Origin of the sequence: Mangrovicoccus sp. HB161399 (assembly GCF_013184745.1) — a bacterium.
In the GTDB taxonomy this organism is placed as follows: domain Bacteria; phylum Pseudomonadota; class Alphaproteobacteria; order Rhodobacterales; family Rhodobacteraceae; genus Mangrovicoccus.
Map to the genome: position 1 here is coordinate 1 of NZ_JAATVU010000023.1, position 14,230 is coordinate 14,230.

The 14,230-nt window shown below is 70.3% G+C and carries 14 protein-coding genes; 4 read left to right on the top strand and 10 right to left on the bottom strand.

The window, feature by feature from the left end; translation table 11 throughout:
- The coding region (locus HCC78_RS33180; RefSeq protein ID WP_216671163.1) for a hypothetical protein at positions 1-316 on the bottom strand (316 nt) is incomplete at its 3' end.
- Between the two features lie 107 nt (positions 317-423).
- Positions 424-1,365, bottom strand: a complete 942-nt coding sequence (locus HCC78_RS14430) for an XdhC family protein (RefSeq protein ID WP_172329494.1) — start codon at positions 1,363-1,365, stop codon at positions 424-426.
- A gap of 165 nt (positions 1,366-1,530) precedes the next feature.
- On the opposite strand from HCC78_RS14430, the gene HCC78_RS14435 reads away from it, so the two are divergent.
- Both HCC78_RS14435 and HCC78_RS14440 read left to right on the top strand, forming a co-directional pair.
- Entirely contained in the window at positions 1,531-2,406 is an 876-nt protein-coding gene (locus HCC78_RS14435) for a MoxR family ATPase (RefSeq protein ID WP_172329575.1), read from the top strand.
- Complete coding sequence (locus HCC78_RS14440; RefSeq protein ID WP_172329495.1) at positions 2,403-3,599, top strand: VWA domain-containing protein; 1,197 nt, start codon at positions 2,403-2,405, stop codon at positions 3,597-3,599. Before HCC78_RS14435 ends, HCC78_RS14440 begins: the two co-directional genes overlap by 4 nt.
- A gap of 10 nt (positions 3,600-3,609) precedes the next feature.
- On the opposite strand, the gene HCC78_RS14445 is transcribed toward HCC78_RS14440, so the two are convergent.
- The 4 genes from HCC78_RS14445 to HCC78_RS14460 all read right to left on the bottom strand — a co-directional run bounded on the left by HCC78_RS14445 (position 3,610) and on the right by HCC78_RS14460 (position 7,876).
- A complete protein-coding gene (locus HCC78_RS14445; protein WP_172329496.1) occupies positions 3,610-4,269 on the bottom strand; it encodes a YopT-type cysteine protease domain-containing protein in 660 nt (219 codons plus the stop codon).
- Between the two features lie 495 nt (positions 4,270-4,764).
- Positions 4,765-6,033, bottom strand: coding sequence for a folylpolyglutamate synthase/dihydrofolate synthase family protein (locus tag HCC78_RS14450; RefSeq protein WP_172329497.1), 1,269 nt, complete (start codon positions 6,031-6,033; stop codon positions 4,765-4,767).
- A complete protein-coding gene (gene accD / locus HCC78_RS14455; protein ID WP_172329498.1) occupies positions 6,030-6,944 on the bottom strand; it encodes an acetyl-CoA carboxylase, carboxyltransferase subunit beta in 915 nt (304 codons plus the stop codon). Before accD ends, HCC78_RS14450 begins: the two co-directional genes overlap by 4 nt.
- A gap of 56 nt (positions 6,945-7,000) precedes the next feature.
- Complete coding sequence (locus HCC78_RS14460; protein WP_172329499.1) at positions 7,001-7,876, bottom strand: CPBP family intramembrane glutamic endopeptidase; 876 nt, start codon at positions 7,874-7,876, stop codon at positions 7,001-7,003.
- A gap of 81 nt (positions 7,877-7,957) precedes the next feature.
- On the opposite strand from HCC78_RS14460, the gene recQ reads away from it, so the two are divergent.
- Positions 7,958-10,012 carry a DNA helicase RecQ gene (gene recQ, locus HCC78_RS14465; RefSeq protein WP_172329500.1) on the top strand — a complete coding sequence of 685 codons (2,055 nt, stop codon included), beginning with the start codon at positions 7,958-7,960 and terminating at the stop codon, positions 10,010-10,012.
- Between the two features lie 728 nt (positions 10,013-10,740).
- Here recQ and HCC78_RS14470 read toward each other — a convergent pair.
- The 3 genes from HCC78_RS14470 to HCC78_RS14480 all read right to left on the bottom strand — a co-directional run bounded on the left by HCC78_RS14470 (position 10,741) and on the right by HCC78_RS14480 (position 12,589).
- Positions 10,741-10,926, bottom strand: coding sequence for a hypothetical protein (locus HCC78_RS14470; protein ID WP_172329501.1), 186 nt, complete (start codon positions 10,924-10,926; stop codon positions 10,741-10,743).
- A gap of 92 nt (positions 10,927-11,018) precedes the next feature.
- On the bottom strand, positions 11,019-11,822 hold the full coding sequence (locus HCC78_RS14475) for a fructosamine kinase family protein (RefSeq protein WP_172329502.1): 804 nt from the start codon (positions 11,820-11,822) through the stop codon (positions 11,019-11,021).
- The gene (locus tag HCC78_RS14480) at positions 11,819-12,589 is read right to left on the bottom strand and encodes a folate-binding protein YgfZ (protein WP_172329503.1); all 771 of its coding nucleotides are present in this window, start codon (positions 12,587-12,589) and stop codon (positions 11,819-11,821) included. Before HCC78_RS14480 ends, HCC78_RS14475 begins: the two co-directional genes overlap by 4 nt.
- A 74-nt stretch (positions 12,590-12,663) precedes the next feature.
- Between HCC78_RS14480 and HCC78_RS14485 the strand changes: the two genes are divergently transcribed.
- Positions 12,664-13,350, top strand: a complete 687-nt coding sequence (locus HCC78_RS14485) for a TIGR04283 family arsenosugar biosynthesis glycosyltransferase (protein WP_172329504.1) — start codon at positions 12,664-12,666, stop codon at positions 13,348-13,350.
- Here HCC78_RS14485 and HCC78_RS14490 read toward each other — a convergent pair.
- On the bottom strand, positions 13,347-14,006 hold the full coding sequence (locus tag HCC78_RS14490; protein ID WP_172329505.1) for an SDR family oxidoreductase: 660 nt from the start codon (positions 14,004-14,006) through the stop codon (positions 13,347-13,349). The two genes, HCC78_RS14485 and HCC78_RS14490, sit on opposite strands and share 4 nt — an antisense overlap.
- Positions 14,007-14,230 lie beyond the last annotated feature (224 nt).

A 14,230-nucleotide genomic window follows, 5' to 3' on the forward strand; every position in this document is an offset into this window, starting at 1 on the left:
GGAGCGTTGAGCCCTTTTCCGGAAACCCGGTCCCGGGAGCCTGGCGCCCGGCAAGCCGCTCCGGCGCAACGATCCGGGCTCCGCATCCGGCCATCGGCCCGGCTGCCGCGCCCGGCCATTGTTCCCGGACCAATGGCGGACAGGGCCGCGCTCCCCGTCGAGCGCGCCGGTTCCCCGCCTTTTCGATCCGGACCCGGATCAGGCTGCGCGGCGGGCCGCGGCGGCGGCCGAGCGCGCGGAGCGTCCCGCCGCCCCGAAACCCGGCGGCGACCTGGCGCTTGAATCCGGTGCTGCGGCCTCGGTGGCGTCCGGGCATGGGCATTCTTCCTCTGGAAGCCCGCGGAGGGCCAATTCAACCCGGCCGCCTGGCCCGCCCGCAGCGGCGCAATCCAATGATCTGGCGGCGGCCCTGATCCGTCCGGATCAGCTCGCCACGGCCTTGGCCTCCGCGAGGATCTCGGCCAGGACCGACACCGCCAGCGTCCCGGCATCGCGGGCCGAGGGGATCAGTCCGACCGGACCGTGCAGCCGCGCGCGCTGCTCGTCCGGCACGCCCATCGCCTCCAGCTGCAGTATCCGCGCGTCCCGCGCCCGCTGCGAGCCCTGCGAGCCGATGTAGAAGGCCTCCGTCGCCAGAAGGTCGCGCAGGATTTCCGGCTCCCAGTCATGGTCGTGGAAGAACAGCACCGCCGCCGTCCAGGCATCCGCCCCGACCCCCTCGGGCACCGCCTTGCGCAGGAGCTGCTCGGTCGCGCAGCCCGCCCCGCGGCCCAGATCCAGCGTTTCGGGATCGGGCGACAGGAGCAGGTTCGGATAGCCCGCCGACTGCACCAGCGCGGCGAAGGTGCAGGCCTCGGGTCCCTTGCCGAAGACCAGGAATTTCAGCGGCGGATCGTAGCGGACGCAGAACGTGTCTCCGTCCCAGCCGGTCGCGCCTTCGTCGGCCAGCTCAATCGCGCCGGTCGCGCGGGCGATCCGCAGCACGCAGGGCACCCGGGCCGAGCGCCGCGCCGTGACCCGCTGCATCAGGCCCGGATCTGGGCGCGGCACCAGGAGGATGTCGAGCCCGCCGCCGCAGGGCAGCTGGATGTCGATGAAGGGCGAGCCGCGGCCGTAGCGGATCGCCGCCGGCGTTCCGCTTTCCAGCACCTCCATCGCGTGGATCATGATGTCCGACTCGATGCAGCCCGAGGACAGGGTGCCCGCGCGCTCGCCATTGGCGAACAGCGCCATCGCCGCGCCGACAGGGCGGTAGGACGGGCCCTCGACGCCGGTGATGACGGCGAGCACCGCCGCATCGCTGCCCGAGGCCAGCGCCTCCACCGGGTCGCGGGCGAGGACGGAGCTCGGGTTGAGGAAATTCATGGCCGGTCCTTCCATGCTGCTTTGGTCTAATGTCGGTCTCCGCGCGGCCAATGGCAAGGTCCGGGCGTGGACAGCGGCACGGCCGGTCTATACCACGGAAACGGGATACCGTCGGGGAGGACGAAGGTGGCAGGGATACCCGGTTCGATCGAGGACACGCTGGAGATGCTGGCGGGCGAGGACTATGTCTGCAGCCGCGCGCTGGGAACCGTGGCCTTCCTGTCGCTGAAGCTCGGCAAGCCGCTGTTCCTCGAAGGCGAGGCCGGAACCGGCAAGACCGAGGTCGCCAAGGCGCTGGCCTCGGGGCTGGGGCGCAACCTGATCCGGCTGCAATGCTACGAGGGGCTCGACAGCGCCTCGGCGATCTACGAGTGGAACTTTGCCGCGCAGATGATCGCAATCCGCACCGCCGAAGCGGCGGGGCAGGCCGACCGCAAGGCGCTCCAGACGGAGCTGTTCTCCGATGACTTCCTCGTGCGCCGTCCGCTCCTTCAGGCGATGTCGCCCGGCCCGGCGGGGCCGCCGGTGCTGCTGATCGACGAGGTCGACCGCACCGACGAGCCGTTCGAGGCTTTCCTGCTGGAGGCGCTCAGCGATTTCCAGGTCACCGTGCCGGAACTGGGCACGATCCGCGCGCCCGAGCCGCCGATCGTCATCCTGACCTCCAACCGCACCCGCGAGGTGCATGACGCGCTGAAGCGGCGCTGCCTCTACCACTGGGTCGACTATCCCAGCTTCGAGCGCGAGATGGAGATCCTCTCGGCCCGCATCCCCGGCGTTTCCGCCCGGCTTTCGGCCGAGGTGGTCGCCTTCGTGCAGGGGCTGCGCGACGAGGACCTGTTCAAGTCGCCCGGCGTCGCCGAGACGATCGACTGGGCGCGCTGCCTGATCGCTCTCGACACCGTGGCGCTGACCCCCGACCTGATTTCGGAAACGCTGGGGGCCGTGCTGAAATACCAGGACGACATCGCCCGCATCGCCGGGTCCGAGGCTGCGCGCATTCTCGAGGAGGCGAAGGCGCGGCTGAGGGAGATGGCGTGACCGCGCTGCCCGAGACGCCCGGGCGGCTGCCCGACAACATCGTCCATTTCACCCGCGCGCTGCGGAAGGCGGGGGTCAAGGTCGGCACCAACCAGGTCGAGGATGCCGTGCGGGCCGTCGCCGTGGCGGGCTTCACCGAGAAGCGCGACTTCTACCACACGCTGCGCGCCTGCCTGATCACCCGGGCCGAACATCTCGACCTCTACGACCAGGTCTTCGCGATGTTCTGGCGCGACCCGGAATTCCTAGAGAACATGATCCACATGCTGTCGCCGGCGATCCGCAAGGACGAGGAGCGCGCGAAGCCGCGCAGCGCCGAGCGCCGCGCAGCGGAGGCGCTGACCGATGCGCCGGAGCCGAAGCGCCAGCCGGAGGAGCGCGAGGAACTCCAGATCGAGGCAAGCTTGAGCTGGTCGGCCAGCGAACGGCTGCGCGCGATGGATTTCGAGCAGATGAGCCTTGCCGAGACCCGCGAGGCCGAGGCCGCGATCCGCCGCCTACGCCTGCCGGTGCCGCCCCTGAAGACCCGCCGCCTGGCGCCGATGGCGCATGGCCCGCGCCCCGACCTGCGGGCGACCTTGCGCCGCTCGATGCGCCGTGGCGGCGAGATCGACCGGCTGATGCGGCGCGGGCCGCGGGAACGCCCGCCCGCGCTGGTGGCGCTGTGCGACATCTCCGGCTCGATGGCGGTCTATTCGCGGATCATGATGCATTTCCTGCACGGGCTGATGCATGCGCCCGAGGGCAACTGGGGGCCGGTCCATGCCTTCACCTTCGGCACGCGGCTGACCAACGTGACCCGTGCGCTCGACCGGCGCGACCCGGATGCGGCGCTGGCCCGCGCGGGGGCAGAGGCGCAGGACTGGCAGGGCGGCACGCGGATCGGCGCGGCGCTGCACCGGTTCAACCGCGACTGGTCGCGCCGCGTGCTCGGGCAGGGGGCGGTGGTGCTGCTGATCACCGACGGGCTGGAGCGCGAGGAACCCGAGGGGCTGGCGGCGGAGGCGGAGCGGCTTCGCAAATCCTGCCGCCGGATCATCTGGCTGAACCCGCTGCTGCGCTTCGACGGGTTCGAGCCCAAGGCGGGGGGCATAAGGGCATTGCTGCCGCAGGTCGACAGCTTCCACGCCTGCCACAATCTCGACAGTCTCGCCCAGCTGGCCGAGGCGCTGCGCCGTCCCGTGCCGCGCTGAGCGTGCCGGGCTAGCCGAGCGAATAGCGCGTCAGTTCCCGCTCGCCCCCGGTGTAATCGCTCTTGTAGAGCGCGCCGTAATAGGCGTCGAAGAACGCTTTGAGCGCGTCCATGTCCGGGAAGGTTCCTTCGCCGGAATTCGGATCCATGAACCGTTTTGCGCCGCCCGGCCGGGTATCGAACGCCACCGCATGGCCGCCGCCGCTGCCTGTCGTCGCGATGAAGCTGAAGATATAGGCGCCGGGGGTCTTGCTGATGACGTCGAGGACGGCTTTGCGGCTCTTCAGGCCGCCCGCCCCGCCGAAGCAGCCATATGTCCGGTAGAGCGTCTTGTGGTTCTTCAGCCCGTCGATCCGGTAGTTCTCGGCTACTCCCCCTTGGTTGCGCGCGGCATGGGCCTCGATCAGCTCGCGGAACGCGTCCTTGTCGAATTTGCCGAAGGACGTGCCGGGCACAGAAGGCGACAGGATGTCGTAGATCGTGCTTTCCGTCAGCTGGCCCGTCAGGCAGGCGCTGACCCATCTGCGGCAGACTTCCCAGCACACGCCGGCGCGCTTTGCCTCGGACATTCCCGTGGAGGCTGCAACCTTCAGAATGTCGCCTTGCGATGCGGGCAGCCAGGACCCCTTGAAGTTGCCGGAAAGCTTCTGTGCCTCCGCCATTGCGTTCATTGCATCATCTCCGTCCAATGCTCCCTGAGGGCGCCGCAGACGCCAAGGCCGCAGCGCTTGCCGTTCGGGGCCGTGAGGCCGCACTCCACCCCGTCCGGGCTGCCGTTGTCAGTGCGAACTGTCACAAACATCGGCTTTGGAGGCTCGGGGCGCCGCCATGAAGGGCGCCGTGCTGCGAGCTGGATGCCTGCCCGATCATGGCGTGGCCGGTGGAGGGCCGAGGGACTCCAGGCCTGGACGGCGGCCGCCGCAGCGCATGCGGTCCCGCTCCGGCAGGTTGCCTGCGTCCTTGCCCGAACATGCCGCCAGCCTGTCGCGCGGTAGCGCCCGTGCCGTCCGCTGCCCGGCGCTATCCGGCGCAGGGCGTCTGCGGGGCACCTGCAGGTTCGGCGTGCAGTCTGTCCGGGTCGGTTCCGGTGGGGATCGGGAAGGCGGAGAAGCGGCGCCGCCCCGGGGACGTGCCCTCCCCGGTGCCGTCAGCGCATGGCGCCAGGGTCAGGCGTCGCGCAGCACCGATCCGGCGAGGTAGAGCGAGCCGCAGATCAGGATCCGGGCCTTCGGCGCCACGTCGTTCAGCGCGGCCAGCGCGGCGGCGACCGAGTCGGCGGCATTGGACTGCATCCCGGCCTCCGCTGCCGCAGCTGCGGTCTCTTCCGCGGTCAGCGTGGCCGGTGCATCCGGGATGCCTACCGCGATGACGTTGCGCACATGGGCCGCCAGCGGCTTGAGATAGCCGACCGGGTCCTTGGTGTTGAGCATGCCGCAGACCAGGATCGTTTCCTTCTGGGGCATGGTCGCCAGCGTCGCGGCCAGCGCCTCGCCCGCCGAGGGGTTGTGTCCGCCGTCGAGCCAGAGCTCGGCCTTCGGCACCAGCGCGTTCAGCTTGGTATCGACCAGCGGCTGCATCCGCGCGGGCCATTCGGCTCCTGCCAGTGCGGCGTCGCAGGCCTCCGCCGGGATTCCGAGCGCGCGCAGCGCGGCGACGGCCATGCCGGCATTCTCGATCTGGTGGCGGCCGCGCAGCACCGGCTTCGGCAGGTCGAGCAGCCCCGACTTGTCCTGGAAGACCAGCTTGCCCATCTCTTCCCAAGCGTCGAAATCGCGGCCGCAGACGATCAGCGGCGCGCCGATTTCCGCAGCGCGTGCCTCGATCGCCTCCAGCGCCTCTTCGGGCTGGCGCGCGACGATGCAGGGCACGCCGGGCTTGAGGATGCCCGCCTTCTCGCGGGCGATCTCGCCCAGCGTCTCGCCCAGATATTGCTGGTGGTCGAGGCTGACCGGCGTGATGATCGTCAGCCGCGGCTTGGCGACCATGTTTGTCGCGTCGAGCCGTCCGCCGAGGCCGGTCTCCAGCAGGCACCAGTCGGCGGGGGTGCGCGCGAAGCCGAGGAAGGCGGCGCAGGTGGTGATCTCGAAATAGGTGATCGGATCCGGGCCGTTCGCGGCCAGGCAGTCGTCGAGCAGCGCGGCCAGCGCGTCCTCGGAGATCAGCTCGCCCGCCAGGCGGATGCGCTCGTGGAAGCGCACCAGATGCGGCGAGGTATAGGCATGGACCTTGCCGCCCGCAGCCTCCAGCCCGGCGCGGATCATCGCCAGCGTGGAGCCCTTGCCGTTCGTCCCGGCGATGTGGATCACCGGCGGCAGCTTCTCCTCCGGATGCCCGAGCGCGGCCAGCAGCCGCTCCACCCGGTCCAGCGTCAGGTCGATCACCTTCGGATGCAGCGTCATCATGCGCTCGAGCAGCGCGTCGGAGCTCTGGGTCATTCTTTTGCCGGGGTCTCCGCCGAGGGCTCGCCCGGCGCGGGCAGCTCGCCCTTGATCGCCGGCGGCAGGCCCATCAGCATGCGGGTGATGGTGATCAGTTCGTCGCGCATCTCGCCGCGCGGGGTGACGCGGTCGAGCATGCCGTGATCCAGCAGGTATTCGGCGCGCTGGAAGCCCTCGGGCAGCTTCTCGCGGATGGTCTGCTCGATCACGCGGGGGCCGGCGAAGCAGATCAGCGCGTTCGGCTCGGCGATCTGCACGTCGCCCAGCATCGCGTAGCTCGCGGTCACGCCGCCCGTGGTCGGGTGGGTCAGCACGACGATGTAGGGCAGGCCCGCTTCCTTCAGCATCTGCACGGCGACCGTGGTGCGCGGCATCTGCATCAGGCTGAGGATGCCTTCCTGCATGCGCGCGCCGCCGGCTGCCGAGAACAGCACCAGCGGACGCCCGGTCTTCACCGCGGTCTCGGCGGCGGCGATGATTGCATTGCCGACATACATGCCCATGGACCCGGCCATGAAGCTGAAATCCTGCGCCGCGGCAACGATCGGCGTGCGGCCGATCTCGCCGGTGGCGACCAGCATCGCCTCATGTTCCTGGGTGGAGCGCTGCGCCGCCTTCATCCGGTCGGGATAGCGCTTCTGGTCGCGGAAATGCAGGGGGTCCGGCGTTGGGGCGGGGATCTTCACCTCCTGGAACACGCCGCCGTCGAACAGCGCGATGAAGCGGTCGCGGGGGGTGATGACCATGTGGTGGCCGCAATTGGTGCAGACGTTCAGGCTGTCGCGCAGTTCCCGGTGGAACAGCATGGTGCCGCACTCGTCGCACTTGGTCCACAGGTTCTCGGGCATCTCCCGGCGGGAGAAGAGCGAGTTGATCTTGGGACGGACGTAGTTCGATATCCAGTTCATTGGCCTGCCTGTGTCACGGGTGCGCCCCAGATAGTCAGGCCGCGGGGGAATTGCAATCAGCGCGCCGCCGGGCGCGCGAGGATCGCCCAGGCCACCGCCAGCGGCGCAAGGTCGGCGAGCGCCAGCCAGGGGCGGTCGAACAGCTCCTCCACCGGATAGGGCATGTGCCACAGCGCCAGTCCCGAGAGCTGGTTCTCGCTGGAGAAGACGAGGATCGCGAAGGCGTTGTTGGCCAGATGCATCCCCCAGGCGGTGCCGAGGTTGCCGCTCCGCCGGGTGAGGTCGGCAGCGGCCAGCCCGAAGGCCAGGGCATAGCCCATGGCGAGCGGCGACATGAAGCCCATGCCGGGCGCGTAGTGCGCCGCCGCGAACAGCACCGGCGGCAGCCAGAACCACACCAGCGGCCAGGCAGGCAGGCGGGCGGCCAGCTGCTGCAGGAGGAAGCCGCGGAAGAACAGCTCCTCCGCCAGCGTCTGCACCCCGATCAGCACCAGCGCCGGCAGCAGAAGCGCCGCCCAGAGCGCCGGGGAGACATTGAACGAGGGAGGCTCGTCCCCGGCGGCGCCGAGCCAGAGGAAAACGGCCATGGCCAGCGCCATTACCAGCAGCGCGCGCAGGAAGTCCGGCAGCCAGCCCTCGCCCCAGAGCGTCGCGGGATCGCGCCGCAGGAGCAGCCAGGTGACGGCCATGACCGACGCCGCCAGCGGCAGGAAGCTGGCCAGCAGCGCCAGCACCGAGCCCGGCGTGGCGCCCGAGGCCAGCATCGCCAGCGCGGCGCCGCGGTCCCCGGGATAGAGGTGGAGGGCGGCGCCGAACGCTGCCGCCTGAAGCCCGACGGCCAGCGCCGGGATCAGCAGTATCCCGAGAAACGTGCGCCAGAGCGCGGCATGCGCCCGGGCGGGCGCGACATAGCGGGCGAAACGGGGAGGCATCGGTCCCTTGCTTGTTAACCGGGGCTTGATGTGCCACAACTATGCCATAACGAGCAGCAGACAAGAACAGGCCTTTCCCCCATGCCTGACGGGCTTTTCCGGTCCCCCGGCAACTTGCTGTCGGAGATCTTCGGTTTCGGTGCCTTCCGTCCCGGACAGGAGGAGATCGTCGACGCCGTCATCGCGGGCCGCGACACGCTGGCCATCATGCCGACGGGCGGCGGAAAATCATTGTGCTATCAATTGCCTGCGCTGTGCCGCGACGGCGTGACCGTGGTGATTTCGCCGCTGATCGCGCTGATGCGCGATCAGGTCCGGGCATTGCGCGCGGTAGGGGTCGAGGCGGGCGCGCTGACCTCCGGCAACACCGGGGAAGAGACCGAAGAGGTCTTCCGCGCGATCGACGAAGGCCGGCTGAAGCTCCTGTACATGGCGCCGGAACGGCTTGCCGCTTCGGGCACGCGCCAGCTGATGCAGCGGCTCGGCGTCGGCCTGATCGCGGTGGACGAGGCGCATTGCGTCAGCCAGTGGGGCCATGACTTCCGTCCCGACTACCTGCGCATCGGCGCGCTGCGCGCCGATCTGGGCGTGCCGGTCGCCGCCTTCACCGCCACGGCCGATGCGGAAACGCGGGCCGAGATCGTCACCCGGCTGTTCGACGGCGTGCAGCCTGAAACCTTCCTGCGCGGCTTCGACCGGCCGAACATCCACCTGGCCTTCCGCCCGAAGGACAGCCCGCGCCGCCAGATCCTGGACTTCGCCGCAGCCCGCAAGGGCCAGTCGGGCATCGTCTATTGCGGCACCCGCGCCAAGACCGAGCAGATCGCCGAGGCGCTGGGCAAGGACGGCCATGTGGCGGTCGCCTACCACGGCGGCATGGATGCCGAGGCGCGCCGCGAAGTGGAGGGCCGGTTCAGCCGCGAGGACGGGCTGATCGTCGTGGCCACGGTCGCTTTCGGGATGGGCGTCGACAAGCCCGACATCCGCTGGGTGGCGCATGCCGACCTGCCGAAATCCATCGAGGCCTATTACCAGGAGATCGGCCGTGCGGGGCGCGACGGCGGACCGGCCGAGACGATGACGCTCTACGGACCCGACGACATCCGCCTCCGGCGCGCCCAGATCGACGAGAGCGCCGCGCCGCCCGAGCGCAAGGATGCAGACCATGGCCGCCTGAACGCGCTCCTGGGCCTTGCCGAGGCGCTGGGGTGCCGCCGCCAGGTGCTGCTGGGCTATTTCGGCGAGGCGGCGGAGCCCTGCGGCCATTGCGATCTGTGCCAGACCCCGCCCGAGATCATCGACGGCACCGTGGCGGTGCAGAAGGTGCTTTCGGCGGCGCTGCGCACCGGCGAAAGCTTCGGCGCGGGCCACCTGATCGACATTCTCACCGGGTCGGAGACCGAGAAGGTGAAGCAGCGCGGCCATGACCGGCTGCCGACCTTCGGCTGCGGGAAGGAATTCTCCAAGGGCCAGTGGCAGGGGCTGATCCGGCAGATGATGGGCCGCGACCTGCTGCGCCCGGACACCGAACGCCACGGCGCGCTCTACATGACAGAGGCGGCGCGCCCCGTGCTCAAGGGCGAGGCCGGGGTGCAGCTGCGCCGCGACGTGATGGAGAAGAAGGCCGACCGGCGCCCCGCCGTGCGGGCGATGGTCGCCGACGAGGACGCGCCGCTGTTTTCCGCGCTGAAGGCCAAGCGCTCGGCGCTGGCGGCGGCGCAGAACCTGCCGGCCTACATGGTCTTCAACGACAAGACGCTGGCCGAGATGGCGGAGACCCGTCCGGAAAGCTTGGACGCGATGGCGCGGATCAACGGCGTCGGCGCGAAGAAGCTGGAAAGCTACGGTGCGGACTTCCTGGAGGTGATTGCCGGCGCGTCCGAACGGCTGCATCCGGCGCGGCGGCGGCTGGCGGGGCGCGAGTCCGGCTCGCTCTATGACCGGCTGCTGGCGGCGCAGGCCGAGCTTGCCCGCGGCGAATGCGGCACGCTGAAGCCGCTGACCTGCTCGGCGGGGCAGATCGCCAGGGTCGCAGAGATCCGGCCGCGCGATCTGGGGGACCTGGAGGCGCTGCTCGACGAAAGGCGCACCGAGCGGTTCGGGGCGGCCTTCCTGGAGATCATCTGGGAGGGCTGAGCCTCGGCCCCTGCGGCCCGGCCCGGGCTTGGCCCGCGCCGGAAAGCGTCAGGGCGGCGGGCGGGGGCGCCTCCGGAACAGCCTCGACGGCACATTTCCGGTGGCGGCCATGCCCCTGCGGTTGTCCAAATCGGCAGGGTCATGCGATGGTGCCGGGGATCAAGAGGACGGTGCGGTCGGCCGCGGAGACGCCGGCAGACTTGGCGCCGCGACATCCGTGCGCAGCCGATTTGCATCCCTCTTGCCGGGAAGACCAGCGCCTCGACGCTGAGCGGGGATCTGCCGGAGAGGGCGAACGCGCTGGTAAAGGCGCTCCCGGCGGCAGCGGGCCCGGCCAGCGGCGCGGTCCTGCCGGTGGGGAATGTCAGACGCCGTGGCCGAGATCGTCGACGGGCCTGCGCCGCGTCTATGCCGTCGCCGTCCCTGTCGGGCGGCGTGATTGCCTGGCTGGGCCGCTGACTTCGAAATCGCCGGTCCCGTCGGCGCCCCTGTCGCGGAACCAACCCGCGGCCGGCTGGACCGGCACAGCACCGGCAGCCGAGAAACCGGCCGGGCCTGCGGCCGGGATTGCCGGAAGAATGGCAGGTTCACGCGCCGCTCCCGGGAAGTCGCGCCGGGATCCTGCCGCCAGCGGGGACAGGCGGCTGCAATTGCATCAAGTGTCGAAAGATTGCCGGATGCGGCCGTCCGGGCGCGGTGCGGGCTGCACCGGCCCGGGTCCGGACGTGTCAGGCGGCGCGGTATTCCGCGCCGTTGTCGCGCAGCACGAGCTCGAAATAGGGCGCGCCGTTGGCAGCCTTCGGGCCGGTCGGCTCGCGGTCGCGGGCCTCCTGGTAGGCGGCTGCGGAAACGAGGGAAGCGGAGGCAGTGAGATACGCGGAGAGAGCCGCGAGAAGCGGGCGGTTGCTGGTCATGGCAGATTTCCTTGGGGGCATGTGACGCTGCGTAATTACCCCCAAGCTGGGCATTTTTTCAAATGAGTCTTGGGAATCCGGTCAATGCAAGGTTAAGCGCCGCAGCGCTCCAGCAGCCTGCCGGCGAGGCCGGCATAGCTGCCGCCGAAGAGCCGCAAATGCACCAGCGCGGGCCAGATCTGGTAGAGCGGGCGGCGGCCTTCCCAGCCCGGTGCCAGCGTGCCGTAGCCGTCGAGGAAGGCCGCCGGAATGCGGCCGAACAGGTCCAGCATCGCCAGGTCCGCCTCGGCATCGCCGTGATAGCAGGCCGGGTCGATCAGCATCCCGGTGCCGCCGCTGAAATGGATGTTGCCCTGCCACAGGTCGCCATGCAGCAGCGCGGCCGGGGGGCGGGCAGGCAGCAGGTCCGGCAGGCGCCGGGCGAGGGTCTCGACCCGCCGAGCCAGGGACGCGGGCAGATGCGGAAGGAAGGGCAGCAGGCGGCGCTCGGCCCAGAAGCCGGGCCAGCTTTCCATCCGGCCGTTGGGGATCGCGACGGGGCCGAAGGCATAGTCCTCGTCCCAGCCGCAAGACGCCGCGAGACTGCCATGCAGGCGGCGCAGCCCGGCGCCGCAGGCCGTCCAGGCGGCGGCATCGGACGGGCCGGGCTCCAGCCAGTCCAGCACCAGGAGGCCGTCATCGAAGCCCAGAACGTCCGGGACGGGTGCCCCGGCGGCCGCCATGGCGCGCAGCATCCGGGCCTCGCGCCCGGCCAGCGGGCCGCGCTTCAGCACGGCAATGCGGCCATCTGCAAGATCGGCGCGGGCGACCTCCGAGAGGTCGCCGCCCTGCAGCGGCACCAGCCGCCGGATCTCCGCGCCGGGCAGCGCCTTGGCAAGCTGCCCTGCGGGGTTCACGCCTCTTCCAGCACCGCGACCGATGCGGCGCCTGCGGTCATCGCCTCGCCCAGCCGGTCGAAGCGCAGGAAGGCAAGCCCCGCGCCGCCAGCCTGGGTGTAGAGCGTCCCTGCCGCCTGGCCGTCCGAGAGGATCTCGGTGCCCACCGGCACGGGTTCGGAGACCGAGACCCGCTTCAGCCCCTTGCGCAGCTCCAGCTTGTGCTTCATCCGCGCGACGATCTCCTGGCCGACGAAGCAGCCCTTGCGGAAATCGACGCCGTTGAGCCGGTCGAGCCCGACTTCGAGGATGTAGGTGTCGCCCGGGATCAGCTCCACGCCCGCCTCGGGGACGGCCAGCTCGACGCGCTTGGCCTCGATCGCCTCGGCGACCTCGGGGGACTCGGCCAGGTCCTGCCCGTAGCGGCGCCAGCCCAGACCGGGATGGCGCGGATCGGCGAAGCCGTCCGCGGGCACCGGTCCCAGCCCGCGTTCCACCGACAGGTCCGTCTGTTCGATTGCGACCTTGGCGCGGAGCTTGTACATCGACAGCTTCTTGGTCACGGCTTCGGCATGTTCCGCAGGCAGATCCATCAGGATCGAGTCGGGGCCTTCCGGGATCAGGAAGAAATCCGAGATGTACTTGCCCTGCGGCGTCAGCAGCGCGGAATAGACCGCGCCGTCGTCGAGCCGCTTCGTGTCGTTGGTGATCAGGCCCTGCAGGAAGGTCCGTCCGTCCGGCCCGGCGATGCGCAGCACCGTCCGTGGCCGTTGAGTTTGTTCTGGCACCAATTTAGGTCTCCCGGTAAGGGGGCGCGCGTTCCGGGTCAAAGATGACCTAAACGCTCAGGAAAGGAAAGGTCATGGCGGCGCCGATTTCCGTGGTGATGCCGGTTTTGAACGCCGGTGATGTATTGCCGGGCACATTGCAGGCGATCCTGCCCGCTCTGACTGCAGGGCTGATCCACGAGCTGATCTTCGCCGACGGCGGTTCCGCGGATTCGACGCTGGAGATTGCCGACGAGGTTGGGGCGCTGGTGGTCTCCGGGCCGCCGGGGCGCGGCGGGCAGCTGGCCCGCGGCATCGCGGCGGCGTCGGGAAGCTGGATCCTGGTGCTGCATGCCGACACGCACCTGACCGGCGACTGGGTGCAGGCGCTGGCCGGGCACATGGCGGGCGCGCCGGACCGGGCGGGGTATTTCCCGCTGCGCTTCCGCGCCTCGGGGATCATGCCGGCCTGGGTCGCGGGCTGGGCCAACTGGCGCTCGCGCGTGCTGGGGCTGCCCTATGGCGACCAGGGACTGTTCCTGGCGAAGCGGCTGCATGACGAGCTGGGCGGCTATCCCGACATCCCGCTGATGGAGGACGTGGCGCTGGCGCGGAAGCTCAGGGGACGGCTGCGCGCGCTCGACGGTCTCGCCGAGACCAGCGCGGCGCGCTACGAGGCCGAGGGCTGGCTGGTCCGCGGCACGAAGAACCTGGGCCTGCTGGCGCGCTACCTTGCCGGTGCGGACCCGGCGAAGCTCGCGCAGCGCTACCGCCGCGGCTAGATCCCGGCTTCGGCCAGCAGCGCGGCGGCGGCCTCGTGGATCGTCGCCATGCCGTCGGTGCGCTCGGTCGGGAAGAACCGCGCGCGGGTGGCGGTCGGCATCGGCGGCGGGGTCAGGACCTGCACGCGCGGCCCGGTCTTCACCGTCTCCGCGGCCCAGGATTGCGCCAGCGCGATCTGCCCGGCCTTGGTCGCGCCGTAGCTGCCGTGGAATTTCTTCCCCTTCACGCCGGGGTCGTCGAAGAAGATTGCCCGCCCGGTCTCGCCCAGCAGGGGCGCGACATAGACGATCAGCCTCCGCGTTGCATCCACGTTGACCGACAGCGACTTGTCCCAGTCCTTGGCGGCGATCATCTGCGCCGGCGTCAGCGGCGCGGCGTGGATCGCGGCATGGACCCACAGCGAGACGCCGCCCCAGCGGTCGTGGATCGAGCGGCACAGGTGCTGCATCGCGCCGTCGTCGGTGATGTCGAGCGGCGCCAGCGTGGCCGAGCCGCCGGCGGCCTTGATCTCGTCGTCGAGCTCCTCGAGCCCGCCGATCGTGCGGGCCACGGCCATGACGTGATGGCCCTTGGCGGCAAGCGCGCGGGCAATGGCGAAGCCGAGCCCGCGGGAGGCTCCGGTCACGAGGGCGGGGAGGGCGTCTGTCCGGGTCATGGCGCGGTTTTGCCGGCGGCCGCGGGGAAAGGCAAGAGGGGCGCGGGCCGCGTGCCCTGCGGCCTGATGGGGCGGGCGGGCTGCCGCGGCGCGGCGGCGCAGGCCGTGGCCAATGGTCCTATATTGCAGGTGGTTGATATGGATGGGTAAATTCGGATGCCCGCCCGTGTCTTCGGCTTGAACGTGCAACCTGCGGTCACTATAGCTTAGGTTGCATGACTTGT